At 37.4% G+C, this 24,353-nt stretch carries 20 protein-coding genes and 1 pseudogene; 13 read left to right on the top strand and 8 right to left on the bottom strand.

From position 1 onward, the window contains the following. Position 1 precedes the first annotated feature (1 nt). From putP to AC1M87_RS09810, 5 genes are all read right to left on the bottom strand, one after another. Positions 2-1,492 (bottom strand): sodium/proline symporter PutP, encoded by a 1,491-nt coding sequence (putP, locus tag AC1M87_RS09830; protein ID WP_092767008.1) that lies wholly within the window; start codon positions 1,490-1,492, stop codon positions 2-4. Between the two features lie 168 nt (positions 1,493-1,660). After that, positions 1,661-2,515 carry an SPFH domain-containing protein gene (locus AC1M87_RS09825; RefSeq protein WP_035268029.1) on the bottom strand — a complete coding sequence of 285 codons (855 nt, stop codon included), beginning with the start codon at positions 2,513-2,515 and terminating at the stop codon, positions 1,661-1,663. Positions 2,516-2,539: 24 nt separating this feature from the next. Then, positions 2,540-3,013 carry an NfeD family protein gene (locus AC1M87_RS09820; protein ID WP_481593592.1) on the bottom strand — a complete coding sequence of 158 codons (474 nt, stop codon included), beginning with the start codon at positions 3,011-3,013 and terminating at the stop codon, positions 2,540-2,542. Positions 3,014-3,099: 86 nt separating this feature from the next. Continuing rightward, complete coding sequence (locus AC1M87_RS09815) at positions 3,100-4,029, bottom strand: patatin-like phospholipase family protein (RefSeq protein WP_051586590.1); 930 nt, start codon at positions 4,027-4,029, stop codon at positions 3,100-3,102. Positions 4,030-4,103: 74 nt separating this feature from the next. Beyond that, the gene (locus AC1M87_RS09810; protein WP_481591646.1) at positions 4,104-4,721 is read right to left on the bottom strand and encodes a lysophospholipid acyltransferase family protein; all 618 of its coding nucleotides are present in this window, start codon (positions 4,719-4,721) and stop codon (positions 4,104-4,106) included. Between the two features lie 136 nt (positions 4,722-4,857). Here AC1M87_RS09810 and AC1M87_RS09805 point away from each other — a divergent pair, with 136 nt between their 5' ends. The 12 genes and pseudogenes from AC1M87_RS09805 to AC1M87_RS09750 all read left to right on the top strand — a co-directional run bounded on the left by AC1M87_RS09805 (position 4,858) and on the right by AC1M87_RS09750 (position 17,789). Further along, positions 4,858-6,144, top strand: a complete 1,287-nt coding sequence (locus AC1M87_RS09805; protein WP_481593591.1) for an MFS transporter — start codon at positions 4,858-4,860, stop codon at positions 6,142-6,144. A gap of 110 nt (positions 6,145-6,254) precedes the next feature. Continuing rightward, positions 6,255-6,983 carry an HAD family hydrolase gene (locus AC1M87_RS09800; RefSeq protein WP_481593643.1) on the top strand — a complete coding sequence of 243 codons (729 nt, stop codon included), beginning with the start codon at positions 6,255-6,257 and terminating at the stop codon, positions 6,981-6,983. A gap of 131 nt (positions 6,984-7,114) precedes the next feature. Beyond that, positions 7,115-8,023: an AEC family transporter gene (locus AC1M87_RS09795; RefSeq protein WP_481593590.1), complete on the top strand. Its 909-nt coding sequence runs from the start codon at positions 7,115-7,117 to the stop codon at positions 8,021-8,023. Between the two features lie 125 nt (positions 8,024-8,148). Next, the gene (locus AC1M87_RS09790; RefSeq protein ID WP_481593589.1) at positions 8,149-8,661 is read left to right on the top strand and encodes a hypothetical protein; all 513 of its coding nucleotides are present in this window, start codon (positions 8,149-8,151) and stop codon (positions 8,659-8,661) included. Between the two features lie 246 nt (positions 8,662-8,907). Then, a pseudogene (tatA, locus tag AC1M87_RS09785) lies at positions 8,908-9,057 on the top strand (twin-arginine translocase TatA/TatE family subunit); the annotation flags it as partial. Positions 9,058-9,111: 54 nt separating this feature from the next. Then, a complete protein-coding gene (gene tatB, locus AC1M87_RS09780) occupies positions 9,112-9,510 on the top strand; it encodes a Sec-independent protein translocase protein TatB (RefSeq protein WP_051586589.1) in 399 nt (132 codons plus the stop codon). Beyond that, entirely contained in the window at positions 9,503-10,249 is a 747-nt protein-coding gene (gene tatC / locus AC1M87_RS09775; RefSeq protein WP_051586588.1) for a twin-arginine translocase subunit TatC, read from the top strand. Before tatB ends, tatC begins: the two co-directional genes overlap by 8 nt. A gap of 136 nt (positions 10,250-10,385) precedes the next feature. Then, positions 10,386-10,724: a hypothetical protein gene (locus AC1M87_RS09770; RefSeq protein ID WP_035268003.1), complete on the top strand. Its 339-nt coding sequence runs from the start codon at positions 10,386-10,388 to the stop codon at positions 10,722-10,724. A 94-nt stretch (positions 10,725-10,818) separates the two neighbouring features. Next, complete coding sequence (locus AC1M87_RS09765) at positions 10,819-12,606, top strand: cholesterol oxidase substrate-binding domain-containing protein (protein ID WP_481587244.1); 1,788 nt, start codon at positions 10,819-10,821, stop codon at positions 12,604-12,606. Positions 12,607-12,841: 235 nt separating this feature from the next. Then, complete coding sequence (locus AC1M87_RS09760) at positions 12,842-14,110, top strand: HlyD family secretion protein (RefSeq protein WP_481593588.1); 1,269 nt, start codon at positions 12,842-12,844, stop codon at positions 14,108-14,110. Positions 14,111-14,121: 11 nt separating this feature from the next. Beyond that, a complete protein-coding gene (locus AC1M87_RS09755; protein ID WP_481589119.1) occupies positions 14,122-16,254 on the top strand; it encodes a peptidase domain-containing ABC transporter in 2,133 nt (710 codons plus the stop codon). Further along, a complete protein-coding gene (locus AC1M87_RS09750; RefSeq protein ID WP_481593587.1) occupies positions 16,251-17,789 on the top strand; it encodes a TolC family protein in 1,539 nt (512 codons plus the stop codon). The genes AC1M87_RS09755 and AC1M87_RS09750 overlap by 4 nt, the downstream gene beginning before the upstream one ends. A gap of 58 nt (positions 17,790-17,847) precedes the next feature. Here the strand turns inward: AC1M87_RS09750 and AC1M87_RS09745 are convergent, their stop codons facing one another. From AC1M87_RS09745 to AC1M87_RS09735, 3 genes are all read right to left on the bottom strand, one after another. Further along, the gene (locus AC1M87_RS09745; protein ID WP_481593586.1) at positions 17,848-19,185 is read right to left on the bottom strand and encodes a CitMHS family transporter; all 1,338 of its coding nucleotides are present in this window, start codon (positions 19,183-19,185) and stop codon (positions 17,848-17,850) included. Between the two features lie 337 nt (positions 19,186-19,522). Next, entirely contained in the window at positions 19,523-20,845 is a 1,323-nt protein-coding gene (gene paeA / locus AC1M87_RS09740; RefSeq protein ID WP_035267989.1) for a polyamine export protein PaeA, read from the bottom strand. A 141-nt stretch (positions 20,846-20,986) separates the two neighbouring features. Beyond that, positions 20,987-21,979: a LysR family transcriptional regulator gene (locus tag AC1M87_RS09735; protein WP_035268043.1), complete on the bottom strand. Its 993-nt coding sequence runs from the start codon at positions 21,977-21,979 to the stop codon at positions 20,987-20,989. Between the two features lie 681 nt (positions 21,980-22,660). Here AC1M87_RS09735 and AC1M87_RS09730 point away from each other — a divergent pair. Then, a complete protein-coding gene (locus AC1M87_RS09730; RefSeq protein ID WP_035267987.1) occupies positions 22,661-24,262 on the top strand; it encodes an isocitrate lyase in 1,602 nt (533 codons plus the stop codon). Positions 24,263-24,353 lie beyond the last annotated feature (91 nt).

Genomic DNA, 24,353 nt, shown 5'->3' with positions numbered 1-24,353 from the left:
GTTATTTTGTCGCTTTATATAATCGGTCTGCTTCGTCAAATCGGTCAGTAACATCTGAGTTCGGTTGCTTACCTAATAAACTCACAACAATGATTGCGATGAGAGAGCAAATAAAGCCAGGAATGATTTCATAGATTCCAGTATCAGCCCAAATATTTTTCCATACAATAACGGTCACTGCACCAATGATCATCCCCGCCAAAGCGCCATTTAATGTCATGCGTTTCCAGAATAAAGACAGAATAATGAGCGGGCCAAATGCTGCCCCAAAGCCTGCCCAAGCGTAGGCAACTAGACCAAGTACTTTAGATTCAGGGTTTGACGCTAAAACAATCGCAAGTAAAGCTATCAGTAGCACCATCAAGCGACCCACCCAAACCAGTTCTTTTTGAGAAGCAGTTTTACGGATGAAAGATTTATAAAAATCTTCGGTTAAAGTGCTTGAACATACAAGAAGTTGACAACTCAATGTACTCATTACCGCAGCCAAAATTGCAGCTAATACAATGCCTGCGATCCATGGGTTAAATAGAACTTTCGTTAACTCCATAAATACAGTTTCAGGGTTAGCATTCACAATATTAGCGAACTGTGGATTTTGCTGAAAATAAGCAATACCGACATATCCAGCAGCCACTGCACCACCAAGGCACAGAATCATCCAAGTCATACCAATACGACGAGCATTAGGAATCGATTTAACTGAATCAGCAGCCATAAAACGTACGAGAATATGAGGTTGTCCGAAATAGCCTAAACCCCAGGCCAGTAATGAAATAATTGCGACGGTACTTAAATTACCCATTAAACTGCTTGCTTCTGGTCGCGCTGCTTCAAGTGCTAAATTCACTTGAGATAAATCTGAAAAAGTCAGTAAAGCCACGATGGGGGTAAGCAATAAGGCAAAAATCATTAATCCCGCTTGGATGGTGTCTGTCCAAGAAACAGCCAAGAACCCACCAATAAAAACGTAACTGATCGTTGCAATTGCACTAATCCAAAGGGCAGTGCTGTAAGAAAGATCAAACATACTTTCAAATAATCGAGCGCCTGCCACCATGCCTGAAGCACAATAAATGGCAAAGAAGATTAAAATGACAAATGCAGAAACGATTCGTAGAATTTTTTTCTGATCATTAAAACGATTGGAAAAGTAATCTGGGAGTGTAAGGGCATTGTGTTGAACTTCAGTATGAACTCTGAGACGTCCTGCCACTAACAGCCAGTTGAGCCATGCACCAATAATTAAACCAATTGCAATCCACATTTCTGATAGACCAGAAAGATAAATAGCACCTGGCAAACCCATAAGTAACCAGCCACTCATGTCAGAAGCACCAGCTGAAAGGGCTGTTACAAAACTTCCCAAGCGTCGTCCACCCAAAATATAATCTGAAAAGTTCGTGGTCGCTCGATACGCGATTAAACCAATCACGACCATGGCGACAATATAGAACAAGAAAGTGATTAAGGTGGGATCAAAGGTGCTCATACAATTTCCATGATGCAGTTAGACGATAGATTGTTTTCATGCAATCTTTCAGGATGCGAAATTTAACCATAAATTTAAAATAAATGCTGAAGAATTGAATCTTGAGTCATATCAATAACAAAGGCAGCCGAAGCTGCCTTTTTAAATTTTGAAGAGTGTTTGAGCGATTTAAGGATTATTACGACCCATTACCCCACGAATCGTATTCATGATGTCAGCAGGCAATACCACAGTTTTAGCATTATTAGATTTAGCCATATCCTGCATTGCTTTTACATATTGTTCACCAAGTAGATAAGCGACAGGGATCTCTTTGTCGCCTACAGCATTGGTAACCATATTAATGGCTTTTTCTGAAGCTTCAGCGAGTACAACTTGAGCCTCAGCATCACGACGTGACGCTTCAAGACGACCTTCAGCTTCAAGAATCGCAGCTTGTTTTTCACCATCAGCACGTGTCACTGTCGCACGACGCTGACGTTCAGCTGCGGCTTGGGCTTCCATTGCGGATTGCATTGTACCTGATGGTTGAATATCTTGGATTTCAACCGTTTTAAGCGTAATTCCCCAATCTGAAATATCATCAGAAATTGCTGCTTTTAGCTTCGCTTTAATGTGATCACGTGAAGATAAAGCATCATCCAAGTCCATTTCACCTACGATTGAACGTAAAGAAGTTTGGACAAGGTTTTGGATTGCCCAAGTATAGTTTTCGATACCGTAGACTGCTTTTTCTGGTGTAGTAATGTTGATATAGGCAACAGCGTTCATTAAAAGAACTGCGTTATCTCTTGTAATCACTTCCTGAGATGGAATATCGAGAACGATATCTTTTGTCGTGACTTTATATGCGACTTCATCAACATAAGGAATCACAAAGTTTAGACCTGGACTTAAGGTTGTATGGTATTTACCCAGACGTTGTACGATCCATTTATAGCCTTGAGGAACAATACGAACCCCTTTAAAAATAGTGATCCCGACGAATGCCAAAAATGCGATGGCAATAATTGAACCAGACATTTCTACTCCTTTAAGAATTATTGTTTATAACGGTGAGTTGAGGTTATTGTGCGCTTGAACGACCAGCTCATTACCTAAAATATCTGTAACTCTGACACGATCACCGACCTGAACAGGGTTCAGTGTTCTGCAATTCCATTCGTCAGAGCCGAGAACTGGAAGCTGAAAACGAACTTTGACTAATTCAGGTTCATGACCAATTTGAATCACCATCCCAACTTGTCCGATTGTCGCTTCACGTGAGAGCCCCGCTTTAGTCTTATCAACGGAAAGTGGTTTAATAAATTTAAACCAAATCACCGTACATGAAATCGATAGGACAACCCATAAAATAATTTGAACTGGAAGCCCCATAGAAGGAAATAGCCACACCAGTATGCTAATAATGACTGCAGCTATACCAAACCACAGTGCAGCAAAGGCCGGTAAAATGAGCTCAGACAGGATGAGCAAAATACCTAATACAAACCAATGCCAAGGTTCAATCAATAAGTCCATACATCTACTCTAATCGTTATCTTGTTATAGACGAAAACATCTATATCAAGATAACAGACTAGGGCAGAGAAGCCTATAAAAAATGCTTAAAAGCGAGCTGTTGGTGCAGGTTTGAAAGCAGCAGGAGATTTTTTGAAATTGGCAATTGCGGTATCTATTGATTTAATTTTCAGTTGCGCTGCTTTCTCACCTTCAAGTATTGCCTCATTGCTGGCTTTCAAATCCAAAGTTCCTAAATGGCCAACTTTTGGCTGAATCACGACTGTAGCTGCATTGAGTTCAGTATTGATACTTTGTTGACCCATAATATTAATCGTTTGATCCAACAGTCCCCACATGCTCATCGGCTTATTGCCTGCAGGGCGTGCAGAAATATCAACTGCTATCACAATATCTGCACCCATATTTTTGGCAGTTTGAACTGGAATTGGACTCACGAGTCCACCATCAACATATTTGGTTTTGCCAATCGTTGTTGGAACAAAGACGTTAGGGATACTACATGACGCTCTTACGGCTTGACCTGTATTACCTTTGACGAAATCAGCGCGTTTACCATTATCTAAACGTGTGGCAACTGCAGCAAATCGAATCGGGAATTGTTCAATCGGTTTGTTCCCAACCTGTCGATTGACATAATCTTGGAGCTTTTGACCGAGGACCACACCCTGTCGATTTAAAGTTAAATCACGAATATCGGACTCTTTCAGCTGAAGTGCAATTTGCTGTAGTTGATAGGGAGATTTGCCTGAAGCATAAATACTACCGACAAAACTTCCAGCACTTGTACCCGTAACAATTTTGGGTTTTATACCATGAGATTCTAAAACCTTTAATACACCAATATGCGCAAAACCTTTTGCACCACCACCGCCTAGAGCAATGGCGATCACTGGCTCGCGTGCTTGAATTTGAGTGGATTGTGTAGGATTTTTTACAGTAGAGTTACAGCCTGATAGCGCCAATAAACTCAGGCCAATGAAGCTGATTTTGGGAAGATTGAGGAGCAATGACATAGACATTAATCTGTTAAAAAGTGTCAAAATTTTAGGCATATCTCAACAGATTGCTGTCTATTTTTCTAGCATTTTTACAAAAGTTCTTTAAAGGGTAATGCTAAACGACTTATATTTTTAGGAGAAATTTTTCCACGATAATATTCTAATATTTTGTGCAGATCAGATTCATAGTCTCCCGTCATTTCAAGGCTTCCTAAACATCGTATGACTTTATGATCATAGTCAAATGCAAACATTACCACTGGTATATTTGCACCTAAGGCAATGTGATAAAAACCGCTGCGAATCTTTTTAGCACTTTTTCGTGTACCTTCAGGTGCCATTGCCACCCAAATTTTATCTCGTTCATGAATAGCTTGAACAATTTGTTGAGTCAAGCCTTGGGGGGTATCGCGTTTTACCGGAATCACCCCGATCCATTTGAGTAAATGTTTGAGTGGAGATTTGAACAGACTATCTTTTCCAAAGATTGTGACTTCAATGCCAATGCCAAGCATCGCGAGAAAGGCATACAGTCCATCATAATTTGATGTATGCGGGGACACAATTGCGACAGCTTTGGGAAAATTTGGAAATTCTCCTTCAAAAGACCAGCCTTGTCGAAGATAAAGCTGTTTGAACGCTGCTCGACTCAACGTTGAACCGCGTTGAGGAACTTGTGATGGTAATTTTGGAAATCTATTGTTCATTGTGCGTTGTATAATTGCTTTTTAAACTTATTATAAAGACCTTGTGTATGAGATACATTGGCAGAATAAGAATCAAGTGACAAGGACATCTCAATACGGATGATTAAGAAAACATCAGTTGCAGGACACCTCTTTCATGTCACCAAATACCAAAATGTATGTGCTTTTATTTTCACTCTATTGGGCGCAAGGATTGCCAGTAGGATTTATGACACATACTTTGCCCGTGATTCTGCGTGCTGAAGGTGTTTCCTTAACGCATATTGGTGGATTTGGATTGCTGATGGCTCCGTGGGCACTCAAAGTTTTATGGGCTCCATTGGTTGATCGTCATCATTTGTTCAATCAAGGGCATTACCGCAGTTGGATTATACCCACTCAGTTACTCACAATGATTACGCTGGTTATCTTATCGTTTATCCCCATTCAATCACTGAACCAACCTCAATATCTATTTGGATTTTTTGTAGCACTTTTGATGATGAACAGCATCGGAGCAACTCAAGATATAGCAACTGATGGCTTAGCTGTGAATATTTTAAAAGGCGAACAACAGCATCTAGGCAATATGTTCCAAGTGATTGGTTCAAGATTGGGCTTTATTGTGGGAGGCGGTGCGATATTGTGGGTATTAGATGCATTGACTTGGCAAACCACTTTTTTATGCCTGGCTATTTTGGTGGCATTTAATACGCTACCCGTATTATTGTATCGTGAGCCTCAACATGCTTCACAAAGCATCAATAATCATCGAGATGATGATTCATCATCTAAAACTCAAAGTTTCGTGAAAGCTTTAAGTCATTACTTAAAATATTTTTTTCAAAATCGAGAACTCAGACTTTGGTTTTTTGTATTGTGTAGCATTAAAGTGACGGATGGATTGTCTGGACCTATTCTTAAACCATTGTTGGTCGATTTAGGACTATCTAAGACGCAAATTGGTGTCAATGTGACCATGCTTGGAGCATTTGCTGCTTTAATCGGAGCAGGTATTGCGGGTTGGCTACTTAGGTTTTATTCGCGCCAAAGTGCTTTAATTACTTTTTCACTGCTTAAATTATTGAGTCTCATTGGATTTGCATGGTTATCGCATTATGAGGCGCGACCTTCTGAATTGAACGTCGTGTGGATCTATATGATCAATGCTTTAGAAGATATGTTCGCTGCGATGTTATTGGTGATTATTCTAACCTTGGTGATGCAATACAGTCGGAAAGAATTTGCAGGAACAGATTTTACTTTCCAAGTCGCATTGATGGCTTCCATTGCGGGAGCACTGTATACCTTGAGTGGCATATTAGGCGATTGGCTCGGTTATACCTCATATCTCATTTTGATCTGTATTTTAGGATTATTTTTGTTCATACCGATTTTAGTATGGAGTCGGTATACAGCTCAAAACAAACATCAATGGAATTAGTCTGTAATCTATCTTATATTCATTTTCATGCTTAGGATGAAATAAAAATGAATAATCGATATTGTGGAGAGTTGATAGCATGGGCAAATGAATACACTCCTCTAAGCACTATGAAAATTCAAGCTGTTATTTTTGATTTGGACAATACACTGACACACCGAGATTTAAGTGTTCAAACTTTTAGTCGGGCATTATTTAATACTTATAAACATCAAATCGATCAATCTGCCTCGTCTGCGCAAGCTGAGATTCTTAAAACGATTCGATATATTGATCATGGTGGCTATCCCATCCGAGAAAGAATGACTGCTCCAACCATTGGTGGTTCAGTCGCTCATGCATTACTGAAGCAGTTGAAATGGAAAAAAGCACCAGAATTAGATGAATTAAGTAATTATTGGTTTAATCAATTTGGACTAAACGCAGTCATGATGCCAAATGCTATTCAGATGCTTGATCGCCTTAAAAATAAAGGGTTTAAGTTGGCAATCATTTCGAATGGAGGACATTTCACTCGACACAAAATTATCGAAGGTTTAGGAATCGCGCATTATTTTGATGTAATCATGAGTTCTGAGAAGGCAGGTGTGTCAAAGCCTCAAGCAGAAATATTTCATATGACTTGTCAACAATTAGGAATTGCGCCTGATCATTGTCTTTATGTTGGTGATCATCCAGTGAATGATTATTGGGGTGCTACTCAGGCTGGACTAGATGGACTATATTTGGCGGGGTTTCACCAATCCTTAGCTGAACATCAACCGCCGTTAAATAAAACAATCCAGACTTTGCCTGAAATTTTAGCGTATATAAAACAAGTCAATGCTCGATGTAAATGATGAATTTTTGAGACGATCAGCTTGATGCAGTGTAATATAAAATGATCAGTTCAAAATGCATGCAATAAACCACTGTGGTTGATTGAGCGTATTAGGACTGAGCGATCTGCACTCGATTAGGCTCATCATTTATGTACAGCATTGTTTTATCCTTAGTGCCGCTGATAGGGCTCATTTTAATTGGATATTTTCTTAAACAGAAATCATATTTAACTGACGAGTTTTGGGCGGGTGCAGAAAAACTTAACTATTTTGTTTTTTTCCCTGCCATGCTCTTTGGCAATTTGGCTCAAGCTGATATTCATATGGAGATGGTAAGTAAAATTTTAGTCATTTTACTCGTGGTCTTTCCAATTGCTTGTGCAGTTTTATATATTTTAAAAAGAATTTTTCAGACCCCAACACGAAGATTTGGAGTCTATGTTCAAAGTAATGTACGTTTTAATACCTATATTGGTTTAGCAGTTGTTGCTTCGCTTTTTCCAGCAGAAGGCATGACAATTTTTGCATTACTGTTGGCGATCAGTATTCCTGTTGTGAATATCATCTCGGTATTGGCACTGACCGATCATGAAAATATGAATTTTCGAGCAGTGATTATATCGTTACTCAAAAATCCTTTAATTTTGGGTTGTCTGGTTGGGGTGCTCTACAATGTATCCGGGCTACCATTATGGAAAGGTGCAGAGTCATTAATTTACCAACTTGCGATATGTAGCTTACCTATGGGACTAATGTGTGTCGGTGCTGCATTGCAATTTGTGGCTCTTAAAAAAGAATCATTTCCTCTAATGATCAACACGCTATCGCGTTTATGTTTAATGCCGATTTTGGCTTGGTTGGTCTGTAAAATGCTGGGCTTCAATACTTTAGAGACGCAAATCTTTATTTTATATTTTGCATTACCAACGGCTTCAGCTGCTTATATTCTGACAAAAGTATTGGGTGGTGACAGTCAATTAATGGCTGGCGTAATTAGTCTGCAAATTATCGGTGCTGCAATCACACTACCCATCGTTTTGACTTTCATATTGCACTAAAACTCAGAAGTATAATTCCAAATATTTAGAATCATTTGAAAGCTTATCGATTCAATTTGAATTAGATTATGTATTTGTGTTGAATTATGAGAAAATGCAAGATTAAGTTGAATTGAAGTACTCCCATGACACACCACAATGCTGAATCTTTAAGTGATATCGAAATTTTAGATATTTTGCAGTCAATGAAATCTGACGAACTTAATGTTGAGGCGAATAAACTGATTCGTAGTGGTGGTAAAGAGGGGCGTCAGGAAGCACATAAAAAAGCCTTGGTTGCATTACATCAATCTTTCGAAGAAAAGTTTGTTGAAGCAGTGACACTTGCGCTAGGCTTAAATGAAGCACAAGCAAAAAAAATTAAATATAAAAAAGACAGAATTCGTATTCTTAAAGCGCGTGGTATTGATTATCTTGAGATTGATGGTGCTGAAACGGCACAGGTTTTATCGCAGGTTGCACAGGCGATTACACGTGAAGAAGCGATCGTGACGCATGATCTACACAATATTTTTCCATTTTGGAAAGAAGGCTGGCCAATGGTTCAGTTAGATAATGCGTATGCTATTTTAGCTGAAGACATTAATATTCATTATCAAGCAACTTTAGATAAACTTTTAGAAATCTATGGTTGCTAATCCTTTATTATTCAAGTTAAACAAAAAATTGAAAAACTTAGTTCAGTGAATCAAGTGACTGAAAACCGATTTAAGCAAAGGCTTAAATCGGTTTTTTTAATTTTATCAGTAGCTTATATTTTGAAAGCAGAATAAAAAATCTTAACAGACTCAAATATGTATGCTGAGATTGTTAGACATTTCAAGAGTTCTATGCATTGTTGGTCTGTTATTATTAAGCAATATTAAAAAATAAGGATAACTATAATGATGGGTCTTTCAATTGGTCATATCGCACTATTTGCCATAATTATTTTGGTCATTTTCGGTACAGCTAAATTAAAGAATTTTGGCAAAGATGTCGGCGGCGCTGTAAAAGATTTTAAAGATGCTGTTCGCGAAGATAAAAAAGACACTCATCAATAATCTTTTTTAAACAATATTCAAAGCAATATTGTGGTGTTTTAGCCTATGTTTGATGTTGGGTTTGGAGAACTACTCTTTCTTGGACTGATTGTAATTGTGGTCTTGGGTCCTGATCGTTTACCCGATGCGATTCGTTTTGCGCTTCGAAGCTTGAAAAAAATAAGTGAAATAAAATCCGATATTAAACAGAAAGTAGATCTAGAACTTGAGCTTCATCAACTTCGTGAAGAATTAAAAGACGAAATTCAGAATGTTAAACAGCTTGAAACTCAAATGCAGGAATACTTCGCGCATCTAGATGATCAAATTGATCAGAAACAAAAACAATATTTCCCAATACAAAAGTTTTATGTTCCAGCACCTTATAAAACAGATTTTCTAATGACTCATTTAGCGCATTGGTCGTGTGTTGATATACATGTAATGGGAGTGAGATATGTCTGAAACTTCCGACCTCAAAAAAACACTGAGTCATTTTTCTGATTATTTTGAAGAATTTAGGCGAAATTTAATTCATGTCGTTATCGGCTTTTTAGTTATTTTTGTTGGATTAGTGCCATTCGCGAACAAAATTTATAACGCGATCGCACTGCCTCTACAAGCTAAATTACCTGCAAATGCGCATATGATTGCGACAGATATTACCAGTACATTTGTAGCACCCATTAAGTTGGTATTTTTTGTCACGCTGATCATCCTTTTTCCTTTTATTTTTTATAAATTATATGTTTTTTTAAAACATGCGCTTTATCTGAAAGAACGTAAAATTTTCTTTTTCTTTTTTCCCTCAAGTATTGTGTTGTTTTACTCGGGCATTGCACTGGGATACTTTTTTATTCTGCCCGCTGTATTGGGATTCTTTATTGGAGTTTCGCCAGATAGTGTGACCCCTATGACAGATATTCAACAATACTTATTGTTTTGTATTAAGTTTTTCTTCGTCTTAGGGCTGATTTTTCAAGTGCCATTGGTCATTATGATCACGGTGTATTTTGGATTAGTAGACATTGAGACCATCCAAAAAAATAGACCTTACATTTTTATCTTTTGTTTTTTTATTGCCATGTTTGTAACGCCGCCAGACATATTATCAATGGCGATTGGGGGCACAATGATCTATCTATTATTTGAAATTGGGCTGTTATTTTCAAGAATATTGAGTCAATCGAATTATCAAAATTAATGTTAAATAAATCACAAAATAATTAAATAGTGTCATACAGTTTTCATTATAGATACACAATTCATTCTGTATATTAAAAGTGCTTAACAAAAGTTAGGTGTATCTAACATAAATTCTTTATAACGAGGTTTTAATCATGAGCTTAGTAGAATTAAAGCAAGAAGAAATCAATGAAGTATCTGGTGCTGGAACATTGATTGGTGACTCAATCATCCACGGTGTGAACTTATTCAATCAAACACTTAATTCAAAACTGATTTCATCAGTTGGTGTTGTATTTAGTGCAGTAGGTTTAGGGCTAGTACACCAAGCTGCTGATACTACTGGTTTAGTGGCATCAAAAACATTAATTGGTCTTGGTCGTGCACTTGGTGGCGATGTAGCTGAAACTCCAAACCATTACGAAAAAGAAAAGGCAGAAGGTCAATATAAACTTCTTCCGACTTTAAATGGCGTTCGTGCTTGGCTTTCATAAGTTTTAAATAAAGTGTTAAAGGCAGACTGGTCATGAGTACTGGTCTGCTTTCAGTAACAGAAATAATAAAGCTAAACTTTTGGTGGCTATAACAATGCAGAATTCATCAGAACAAATAGATCACGATAAAAGAAACTTTCTAAAAACAATGGGTAGCTTAGCTGCTGTTGGTGCTGTTTCAGCATGGCTTCCAACACAAAAGGCAGAAGCTTGGTTTTTTCCTTTACAAGAAAGATTAGTAAATTTCCCAACTGAAATCTCAATTTTTAAACAGAAATATGAAAATTGGTCTGGGGAATCTCGTTATGAAAATGCATGGACAGCATCACCGAGAAATCAAGAACAAGTTTTAAAAGCCATTAACTGGGCATATCAAAATGGCTATAAAGTCAGACCCAAAGGGATGTCACATAATTGGTCACCTTTATTGTTGGATGATCAAGACAAGATTACTAAAATTTTATTGATTGATATGCCAACGCATATCAACAAAGTCAGTATTGATGCAAAAGGTATTGTGACTGCCGAAGCAGGCATTCAAATGGAAGCATTGTTAACCGCAATGGAATACCGTAATCGAGGATTTGTAGCAGTGCCCGCACCTGGAGATTTAACTTTGGGTGGTGTGTTGGCCATTGATGGTCATGGCACAGGTGTACCTGCCGTAGGGGAAATAAAACAAGAAGGTCAAACTTATGGTTCGATCAGTAATTTAGTGGTATCGATCACTGCTGCTGTTTTCGACCAACGAGAAGGTCGATATGTTGCGAAAACCTTCCTGCGAAATGATCCAGAAATTCGTGCATTTTTAGTTCATATAGGTCGTGCATTTATTTTATCTGCACAATTACAAACGTCAAAAAATCAATATATTCGTTGTGAAAGCTATACCGACATTCATATCAATGAGCTATTCGCTCAAGATAAGCATGCTGGACGTACCTTCTCTCATTTTCTGGATAAATCTGGTCGTGCAGAAGCAATTTGGTTTCCATTCACCGATTATCCTTGGTTAAAAGTTTGGACTGTTACTCCGTATCGTCCTTTGACTGCTCGACAGACAGTCAAACCATTCAATTATTGGTTCTCAGATAATTTGATCAAACCTATTACTGATTTGATTCATAAAATCATCGTCAATAAAAGTACTTATCTCACGCCAACCTTCGGTTTTACTCAGTATGAAATCTCTAAACTAGGTTTAAATGGTACGCCATTATCTGGAATCACGACGATTTTGACTGGTGGTTTGGCTTCCACTCAAACTTATGATTTATGGGGAACGTCAAAAAACGTTTTACTGTATGTCAAACCAACAACTTTGCGTGTTACGGCAAATGGCTATGCTGTCATTACCAGTCGTGCAAACGTTCAACGGGTTATTGCTGATTTTTGTGATTATTACGGCATTAAGATGAAGCAATATCAAAAAATGGGTCGTTTCCCAATGAATGGACCTGTTGAAATTCGAGTTACGGGCTTGGATCATCCAGAAGATTCAATTGTTCACGGCGCTCAAACAGCAGCATTATCAGCCATTAAACCTTGTCCTGATCATCCTGAATGGGACTGTGCCGTTTGGTTTGATATTTTAACCTTGCCAGGTACGCCATTCTCAGCGCAATTTTACACAGAAGTTGAGGAGTGGATGTCACAACGTTATCAAGGTGATTCTTTGATGCGACCAGAATGGTCTAAAGGGTGGGGCTATACCAATCAAAAAGCTTGGGATAGTTCAACTTATATCGATTACGAAATTCCACGCGTCCATGCTCAGGGTCAATCTAATCATTTAACCATTCAGTCGAGTAGTCATATTTTAAAGCAATATGATCCTCATGCTTTGTTCACAGCACCTTTAGTCAATCGAGTTTTGAAATAAAACAAGATGAACGCTTCGTTTTTAATCTATTGAAATCAGTATCCAACTGAGTTTATTCAAAGCAGATTTAGCTGAGCGAAGTGTGGGATAGAACAGGAGACAACACAGATCATGACTATTTTATTGAAAACTTTTGGTTTGTGTTTGTCTCTTTTAAGCACGCTGTTGAAATGTAGTCAACTTGATGAAAATTCAATATAAAAACCCGTACTTGAAAAATTAATTACAAATATATATGACAAATAAGCTGTTTAGAGACAAAGCGATTGATGCACAAAAGTCAAAGTGGATTGGTGAAGTCATTTTGATTCGACCATTTTCATTTACGGTACTCACGATTGTTGTCGCCATTTTTACTGTTTTATTAGTGAGTTTTATTTTTTTTGGAAGCTATACGAAGAGGACGAGTGTTAAAGGATTATTGATTCCTAATACAGGTTTAATCCGAGTTTATAGTGCTGAAGGGGGTACAGTCAGTGAAAAATTCGTTAAAGAAGGTCAATTAGTGGAGAAAGGGACACCATTAATTACATTAAAAATGACGCGTTATAATAGTACAGGTAACTATAATGAGTCTGTACAAAAACAAATTGAGTTAAAAAAACAAAGTTTAGATACTGAAAAAAATAAACTAAAAGACTTACATTTAAATAATGTTCAACAATTAAATGCAGAAATTCAATCTATACGTTTAGATTTAATAAAATTAGATGGCTTAATTGCCGAGCAACGCCAACGTCTAGCACTTGCACAAGAAAATGCACATCGTTATCGAGATTTAAAAGATAAAGAATATATTTCGATTGAAGAATATCAACTGAAGCAAGATAACTATATCAGCCTAAAAGTTGCATTACAGAGTTATGAGCGTGAAAAAAATACTAAACAAGCTGAATTAGAAAATAAAATATTGGCTCAGCAAGGACTAGCATCGAAGTTGGAAAGTGAGCTGACTTTGGTCGATCGTCAATTAGCTTCGAATCAGCAAGAATTTTTAGAAAATAAAGCGCGGGATAGTTTGCTATTACAAGCCAATGCGACAGGAAAAATAGCATCGATTAATGCAGAGGTTGGTCAGTTTATTTCTCCTAATATTCCTGTTATGAATATTGTTCCGACGCCTTCTTATTTAGAAGCACATCTTTTTGTACCCAGTTCAGCAATTGGATTTATAAGGACTGGTCAAACCGTAAAACTTCGTTTTCAAGCCTATCCTTACCAAAAATTTGGTCAAGGTGAAGGTGTGATTCATTCAATCTCAGCGACGACGATGAACCCACAAGAACTGACCAATTTAGGCGAGTTAAGTCAGGGTGTAACATTTAACCAAAGTGAACCTGTGTATTTAGTCAAAGTCAAATTAGAACAACAGTTTGTAAAAGCCTATGGTGAAAGTAAGCCTCTTAAAGTGGGCATGGCCTTTGATGCAGATATCATGCAAGAAAAAAGAAAACTATATGAATGGGTACTCGAACCGTTATATAGCATCACGGGCAAGATATAAGAAGAAATAACATGCAGATATTAGACAAAATTTCTCTTGGATTTGGACGGAAAATTCCAACCATTTTACAGACGGAAGCGACAGAATGTGGATTAGCCTGTATTGCGATGATTGCGCATTATTATGGCTATGAGTCTGATTTATTAACGTTAAGACGTCGTTTTTCAGTTTCTCAAAAGGGTTCAAATCTCAATCAGCTGATCAAAATTAGTAATCAGTTGAAAATGGTAACACGCCCATTAAAGCTGGATTTAGAAGATTTAGATCAGCTTAAAACCCCATGTATTTTACATTGGGATTTCAACCACTTTGTGGTGTTGCAAGAAGTCAGTGCCAATAAAGTCACGATTTTAGATCCAGCATTTGGTAAACGTGTACTGACACTCAATGAGGTATCTGAACATTTTACGGGTGTTGCATTAGAGCTTTGGCCAGATACTGAATTTGAAAAAAAAGAAGATAAAAATCAGATTCAGCTTAAAGGTCTAATTGGTCATGTTCGTGGTTTATGGAAATCTCTCGGGCAAATTTTGATCTTGGCTTTAGCCTTAGAAGTTTTTTCATTAATTAGCCCATTCTTTATGCAATGGGTGATCGACCATGTGATCGTATCTGCAGATCGGGATCTCTTAACGATACTGGCTATTGGCTTTGGCATGTTAATGTTACTTCAGCAGTTTATCGGGCTACTTCGTTCTTGGATCATGATGTATATGAGCACACATTTAAGTGTGCAGTGGCAAGCCAACGTCTTTAATCACATGATTAATGTTCCTGTCTCTTATTTTGAAAGACGATCACTCGGTGACATTGTTTCACGATTTGGATCAATTGGAAACATTCAAACAACGCTCACCACAACGTTCTTAGCTGCGATTCTTGATGGATTAATGACTGTATTTACGTTGATTTTAATGTTTGTATACAGTCCGAAGTTAGCTTGGATTGCAATTTTTACTATGGGCTTATACGCCTTAATCCGATGGATTTGGTATGCACCTTTGAAACGAGCGACTGAAGCGCAGATTATTCATGCAGCGAAGCAAAGCAGCCATTTTATGGAAACTGTGCGTGGAGCTAAAACCATAAAACTGTTCCAACGACAAGATGTTCGCCGTTCGACTTGGTTAAATCTTATGGTCAATCAAGTCAATGCTGGATTAACGACCCAAAAGCTGGGGTTGGGATTCTCATTGGCAAATGGAGTGCTATTTGGGATTCAGAACATTCTAATTATTTGGTTAGGTGCCACATTGGTATTGGAGGGTAATTTTACAGTTGGTGTGCTGATGGCATTTATGGCGTATAAAGGCCAATTTGATAGTCGGGTTGCAGGACTAATCGATAAGTTTATCGAAGTTAAAATGCTTCAAATTGATGTAGAGCGTTTATCCGATATTGTGTTAACAGAACAAGAAAAATTATACGGTGATGCTGAAATCACAAATGTAGATCAGGTTGATAATGCAATTGAAGTCGAAAATCTGCACTTTAAATATTCAGAAAATGACCCTTATGTACTCAAGGGGATTAGTTTTAAGATTCCCCAAAATCAATCTGTCGCCATTGTCGGGGAAACAGGTTGCGGTAAGACCACATTGCTACATGTTCTGTTAGGCGTATTTAAGCAGAATGAAGGTGAAGTCAAAATCATGGGGCGTGACTTTGAACAATTAGGATTAAACGCTGTGCGAGATCAAGTCGCGACAGTGTTACAAGATGACATTCTATTTGCTGGTTCAATCGCAGAAAACATTTGCTTTTTTGATTCAAATCCAGACATGCAATGGGTACAAGAATGTGCAGCCTATGCCGCAATTCATGATGACATTAGCCGTATGCCAATGGGATATCAAACCTTAGTAGGTGATATTGGTAATATGTTGTCAGGAGGACAAAAACAACGAATTTTATTGGCTCGTGCTATCTATAAAAAACCAAAGATTTTATTTATGGATGAGGCGACCAGTAGTTTAGACGTATTAAAAGAACAAGAGGTCAATGCAAATCTCAAGCATTTAAATATTACCAAATTGATTATTGCACACCGTCCAGAAACGATTTCATCTGCTGAGCGGATTATCGCTTTACAAGATGGCGTGATTGTCCGTGATATGTTGACCAAGGATTTGCAATCTAAATGAAAATTACATACATCGCTTTCATTGTTGTTGGGTCACTATTCGGACATAGTTCGTTGGCTTATGCAGAGAGTTGGTTGTCAAAACTGACTCCAAATCTAAAAAAACAGCGCGAGACATTATGGTTTGATGAGCTCACGGTTCAGCGTAAAGCCCGTGAGAATGAGACAAAACGTAAGGAAATAGAACAACAACTCAATCAAAATGTGTCACTTGATCTTCAAAATCAGAAAATGTTAAGTCAACCTCAATATTGTTTATCTCAAAATAATCTCAAGAATGAACAGCCAATAGAACTGATTGATGCCATTGAACGTGCAGTTTGTCGTAATCCTGAGACAAAAAGTACTTGGGTACAAACGCGTATTCAAGCTGCTCAGCTTAAAATCTCTAAAGCAAATTATTATCCTCAAGTGAATAGCACCTTGAATTACGATTGGTCACGTGATGATAATCAAGTAAAAGATCGTCCTGTTTTGAGTTATGACACTGACTTACGCCGTTACGGACTTGGAATAAGAGCCAATTGGCTACTTTATGATTTTGGTAGTCGATTTTATCAAGCAGAAGAAGCCGAAAAATTATTAGCGATGTCTTTGGCACAGCATGATGTTGCTTTGCAAAATATGATCATCAAAACGATTTCGACTTATTATCAAATTATTCAGGCTGAGTTAAAGTTAAATAATATTAATGAGTTGGTTGTACTTGCAGAAAAAAACTATGAAATTGCAAATGCTCGATATCGTGCGGGTGTTGGTATCAAATCAGATGCATTACAAATGTCCGCAAATTTGGCGAAAGTAAAGTCAGATCAAACTAAATTTTCAGGTGATTTAAAAATAGCAAAAGGACTTTTAGCATCATTAATGGGTGAGCCTGCATACCAAAATTTCCAAATTAATAATCAATTAAAAATTCCAAAAGAGCTAGGTCTTAAACCGATTGAAATCCTCATTCAGGATGCTGAAAAAATGCATCCAAAGTTTAAAGCTGCACAATATGATTCACTCGCAGCTGAAAATAAAATTAAGGCAATACAGCGGTCTAGATATCCATCTGTTAGTTTTAACGGCATTTATGATCAGCAAAAACAAACGAGTGACAGTTATGGCAGTGATCGCCAATCTCTACAAGCAGGTGTGCAAGTCAATTTCCCATTGTTTGATGGTTATAATCGAAAAAATCAAATTGTCGTTGCTCAAGAAAACTTAAAATTAAAGCAATTAGAGCAAGAAAGATTGAAGCTTGAAATTAATGCTGAAATCTGGAAAAGCTATAATGAGCTAAATGCAATCCATGACAATATTAAGGCGCTAACGATATTGAATCAAAGTGCTTCAGAAGCCTATGAAGTCGCCCAAGGACGTTATAAAGCGGGTGTAGGAAATTTACTCGAAGTGCTTAATGCTCAGAATGTGTTGAATGAAGCAAAAATGAATTATTCCACCTTGTTGACAGAGTTTTTAGTGGTGAGGTATCAACTTCTATCTAACATGGGGAACTTGAATATTTGGAATGAGACTCAAGCTCAATAAGCCTTTATAAATAAGAGATTGGAGTGATCAAAAAATCACTCCGAAACTAGAGATACGATTAAATAGCAGAATAGAATGGGAACATCCCAAATATTAATCCACTTGCAAGCATCACTAAGCACGTAATAATCGCCCATTTAATGGTAAATTTTTGGTGTTGACCAAACTCAATCCCAGCAAGCCCGCAGAGTAAAAAGGTAGATGGAACTAAGGGTGAGAGCAGATGAACGGGTTGACCAACAATCGATGCACGAGCCATTTCCACAGGAGAGATGCCATAATGTGCTGCAGCTTCAGATAAGATGGGCAGAACACCATAGTAAAAAGCATCATTTGACATAAAGAACGTTAAAGGCATGCTTAAAACGGCTGTGATTGGTGCCAAATATGGACCCATACTATCTGGAATAATCGCTACTAACTCTTTTGACATGGCATCGACCATACCCGTGCCAGTGAGTAAACCTGTAAAAATACCAGCGGCAAAAATAATACCAACGACATTTAAAGCACTACCAGCATGATGAGCGACTAAGCTTTTTTGCATATCAATATCACGATAGTTCACGACTAAAGCAATACACAATGCAATCATAAATAAAATAGGCATAGGCAAAATACCCATGACTAGGCTGGCCATCAGTGCAAGAGTTAATAATCCATTAAACCATCTCAAATGCGCTCGATTTGCCTCTGGGTTTGATGAAATTTGAATATTGTCGCCATGGCTAATATCCAATTCCATGATGCCTAATCTTTTTCGCTCCATTCGGCCATACATGGTTCCTAAAAAGTACAACCAACCAATGGCGAACAGCATCGGTAAAATCATAGGAACAAACACATCGCTAGGATCTACATGGAGTGCACTTGCCGCACGTGCAGTAGGTCCACCCCATGGCGTTAAATTCATGATTCCACTGGCTAACATCATGAGACAGGCCATAATTAAAGGGCTCATGCCTAATCGCTTGTAAAGCGGTAACATGGCAGCAACACAGATCATATAAGTGGTAGAGCCATCACCATCTAAAGACACGATCAATGTTAAGGTAATCGTACCTAATACTATTTTGAGGGGATCACCTTTTACCAATCTGAGAATAAATTTCACTGATGGATCGAATAAACCTGTATCAATCATGATGGCAAAATACAAGATAGCAAATAGCAACATGACGCCGGTAGGTGCTAACTTTTTAACACCATCTAACATCATTTCACCAAGTTCATTAAGTTGAATATGGTTCAAACTATCTACAAAAAAACCTAATCCATATGCAATTAGCGCAAAAAGAACGGGAATAAGCGTGAGTGCGACGAGGGGAGTCATACGTCTAGACATAATGAGGTACATAAAGCACAAAATCATGCCCAAACCAAGCAAGGTCAACATGGATCTATCCTTAGATTAGCGTTTTAATCAATATTGTTTCTATTACAGTATTTGTTATCTTCGAAAACGCCGACCATCTTAGAGAAATTTATGATTAAACTAAATATTGTTTAGAAAATATTAAAATAACCATAATTTTTATAAAAAATAGTAGTTAAAATTCATAAGTTTAAAATTTATATTTTGTGATTGGAGACATTAAAAATGATTTTTAAGTGTGATAGTTGTAATAAAAATTGAGTATAAATTCTAATTTCAATAATTTTTGAAGGCGAAAAATCTCAAGTTTAATTAGATAAACTGAATAAAAAAATCCACCTGAGTGGTGGATAGTGTCTTATTCAACAGTTGATTCTAATTCTGCTTTTTCATCAAGTAATCTGGTCACGAGTAGTTGGTCAATTTTAAAATGGTCAACATCGACCACCTCGAATTTATAACCATTAAATACCACACTATCAGCAGGACGTGGAATCTTACGAAGTTTAAACATCATAAACCCAGCTAAAGTTTCATAGTTTTCATCATCAGGCATTTCATCAATTTCTAATGCATGCTTGACATCTTCAATAGGTGTACTGCCTTCAATCAGCCAAGAATGATCATCCCGCTTGATAATTTGAAGATCTTCATCCGTTGGCGTAACCCAGTCACCCATCACGGTAATCATAATATCAGATAGGGTAATAACACCAACCACCAAGGCATATTCATTGATCACAACGGCAAACTTTTCTTTACTAGATCTGAAGCGATCAAGTAATTCTGACAGTGTAAGTGTATCTGGAATCGTTAATACATTACGAATAGTGGATTCATTCAACTGATTAAATTTTTGATTATTTAAGATGCGAATCAAGATATCTTTAGCATCAACATAGCCAATCACTTGATCAATATTTTCATTACAGACTAAATATTTTGAATAGGGAAATTCAGCCAGTTTTTGACGAATACTTTCTTCTGATTCATTGATGGTAAAGAAAACCACGTTTTCACGTGTAGTCATACTCGAAGGAACATTTCGCTCTTCAAGCTCAAATACATTTTCAATAAAGTGATGTTCTTGTTTTTGTAAGACACCTGCTTGTGCCCCTGCATCCATTACCGCAGAAATATCATCAAAGGTGATATTATCATCACGAGTAGTATTTACTTTGAATAAACGGAATAATAGGTTGGCAATTGCATTGATAAACCAAGCTAATGGACGACAAACAGTAATGAATACCTGAATAGGATTAATTAAAGAGACAGCGATTTTTTCAGGTGCAATCATTGCCAATCGTTTAGGCATAAGATCAGCAAATAAAATAAACAGTGATGTCACTAAAGTAAATGACAATGCAAAACCAATTGATTGTGACCAAGGACCATCATAGAAACGATCGACCAAAATCACAAAATAAGGTCTAAATGCAGCTTCACCTAAAATCCCCCCCAAAATTGCAATAGCATTTAAGCCGATTTGAGAGGCAGCAAAGAAATCAGCTGAATTCTCTTGAAGCGTAAGCACTTTTTGTGCACGATCATCACCAGACTCAGCCAAAATTTTCAGTTTCACTTTACGTGATCCTGCAAGTGCGATTTCACTTAATGATAAGAATCCAGCTCCAGCAATCAAAATCATAATGATCACGAAATTCTGAAAGAGGCTCACACGAACACCTTTGTTTTTAAATTATTTATGAGGAAAGTTTTATCACAAAAAACATAGAGGTAGTGAATTTTTACACTACCTCAATATCATAGTTATTGAATAAAAATTTTTAAAGTATTGATTTAAATCAGCTCTACTCAATCAAAATTGTGAGAAGTGGGTATTGTTATTTGAAAGAAATTCACGATTTTCTTCCTCAGTCATTTGACGAGCAACATATAAAATCAACTGACGTAACCAACGATGAGCAGGATGATGATGTAATAGAGGGCACCACGCCATTTTGAGTTCAAATTCAGGAATGTAAAATGGAGGGTCTTTGAGCATCAAGTTTTGACTTTTAGCTTGTAGGCGAGCGATTTTCGTCGGTAATGTCGCAATGAGATCAACATTAGACGCTAATAAACCTGGCATTTGATAATGACGTGTAAATACCGAAATTTTGCGTTTTTGACCAATACGCTCTAAAGCTTGATCAATCCAACCTAAACCGGCTTGTTTCTCTGGGTTAACACCAAATCCTACCCCCATCCCAGTTTTTGAAACCCAGATATGTTGCGCATCTAGATAACTTTTAAGATTCAAATTATTTACGGCAGGATGCTTATTATTCAGTAAGCATGAAAAGCTGTCACGCCACACCAGAACCTGATGAAAACTTTGTGGAATTTCGTTGAAACGGTTGATGGCAAGATCAACTTTACCTTGTTCCATATCACGATAAGATACATCACTCGGTGTTAGAAAATCTAAAACAACATTTGGTGCTTCTGAACGCAGAGCCTTAACTAAGCGAGGCACAAGTGTAGCTTCAGCATAATCTGAAGTCATGATGCGGAAAACACGATTTGACGTATAAGGTCTAAATTCTGTTCGTGGTTCTAAGATCATAGATAGATCAGAAAGAGCATCACGAATACGAGGCTGTAGTTCTAAAGCCCTTTCTGTAGGAGTCATTCCTTCAGAAGAGCGAATTAAAAGCGGATCATTAAATAAGTTACGAAGACGACGTAAAATATTACTCATTGCAGGCTGAGTAACACCCAATTGTTCTGCTGCACGTGTAACATTCTTCTCTCGCAAAAGAACATCTAAGTAAATTAAGAGATTGAGATCAACCCGCTCAAGATTCATAAAAAAAATACCGAAAATAAATTTTTGAAATCGTGGAGAATTATGCCATAAGCGCTTAGGTTTGTGTGTTTTTATGCTGATTTTTTCAGCAGAATTTAACATATATTCATCAAATTTACGTTATTTTTGTCATAAGGCAGTACCTATACATTTATTTAAGAAATAGGGCTTTAGTTGTTTTTGAAATTACCATGCTATGTTCTAAATTGTTTTTAGGTTTATCTCAATTTAAATGCTTTATTGGTAATTCCATCAATATGGTTCACAGTTTAAAAAATATTCATTTAAAACTAACAGTTTATTAATGATGCTCTGTCAGAAAAGTCAATTGAAGGGTAAAATCTAAAGATGTTTGAAGAAAAAATAAACGTAATTGTGAGCTTGATACTTAAGTCTAATGAATAAGAATTACTCAAATTGTGTTAAAAGTGTACAAATGCTTATTTTATAAATTTTATTAAAATCAATAATTTATTGAATGGTATTTCATTTATATTACGACTTTAATCTACATATTTTTTAAATAAATACTGAGAATTAAACGAAAATATTGGATTAATTTCTAGAGTCAATCTAAGCTAAGTCCATAGCAACGAAGCGCTCTAAATCTGAACAATTAATACCGAGTAGATTTAGTCCTTCGATTGATAAATCCTAAAATTATATACAGGGTAAAATATCATGACTACATACCAAACAGCGATTGATGCAATCCGCGAATTAAAAGCAAAATTCGGCAACACTTGGGCAGACATCAGTCCTGAAGATGCTGCACGTATGCAACTTCAAAACCGTTTCAAAACTGGTTTAGATATTGCGAAATACACAGCTGCGATTATGCGTCGTGATATGGCTGCTTATGATGCTGATTCTAGCAAATATACTCAATCTTTGGGTTGCTGGCATGGTTTCATCGCACAACAAAAAATGATTGCGAACAAAAAATACTTCGGCACTACTGAACGCCGTTACATCTACCTTTCTGGTTGGATGGTTGCTGCACTTCGTTCTGAGTTTGGTCCACTTCCTGACCAATCTATGCACGAAAAAACTTCAGTTCCTGCATTGATCGAAGAAATCTACACATTCTTACGTCAAGCAGACGCAAAAGAATTAAACGACTTATTCCGTGCACTTAAAAAAGCACAAGAAGCGGGTGATACTGCTAAAGCTGCTGAAATCACTTCACAAATCGACAACTTCCAAACTCACGTTGTGCCAATTATTGCGGACATCGATGCTGGTTTCGGTAACGAAGAAGCAACTTACTTACTTGCGAAGAAAATGATCGAAGCGGGTGCATGTGCACTTCAAATCGAAAACCAAGTTTCTGACGCGAAACAATGTGGTCACCAAGCAGGTAAAGTAACTGTTCCACACGAAGACTTCATTGCGAAAATCCATGCACTTCGCTATGCATTCTTAGAAATGGGTCTTGACGACGGTATCATCGTTGCACGTACTGACTCTGAAGGCGCTGACTTGACTCAAAAAATCCCAGTGGTTAAAGAGCCAGGCGATATCGCTTCTCAATACATCAGCTACTTAGATACCACTGAAATTGATATTTCAGAAGCGCAAGAAGACGAAATCCTAATCAAACGTGATGGTAAATTACACCGTCCTAAGCGTTTAGCTTCTGGTCTATATCAATTCCGTGAAGGTACTCAAATTGACCGTGTTGTACTTGACTGTGTAACAAGTTTACAGAACGGTGCTGACCTTCTTTGGATCGAAACTGCAACGCCAAACGTTGAAGAAATCGCTCACATGGTGAACCGTGTACGTGAAGTTGTGCCAAATGCAAAACTTGTTTATAACAACTCACCATCATTCAACTGGACGTTAAACTTCCGTCAACAAGCTTACGACCGTTGGGTTGCTGAAGGTAAAGACGTATCTGCTTACGACCGTGCTAAGTTAATGAGCGCTGAGTATGACAATACTGAATTAGCTGCTGATGCTGATGCGAAGATCCGTACGTTCCAAGCTGATGCTTCTCGTGAAGCAGGTGTATTCCATCACTTGATTACACTTCCGACTTACCACACTGCTGCGCTTTCTACACATGAACTTGCAGAAGGTTACTTCGGTTCTGAAGGTATGTTGGCTTATGTTGCTGGCGTACAACGTAAAGAAATCCGTGGCGGTATCGCTTGTGTTAAACACCAAGCAATGGCTGGTTCAGACATCGGTGATGACCACAAAGAAATCTTCGCTGGTGACAACGCGCTTAAAGCGGGTGACGATGCGAAAAACACAATGAACCAATTCTCTGCATAAGCACTGAACTGATTCAAAAAAACCCTGCGTAAGCAGGGTTTTTTTATTGTTAATGAAATTATTTAACTAAATACATGAGCCAATTTAATTG

This window comes from Acinetobacter sp. 24-47-62 (genome assembly GCF_056779765.1).
This window is presented reverse-complemented; position numbering and strand designations above follow the sequence as displayed.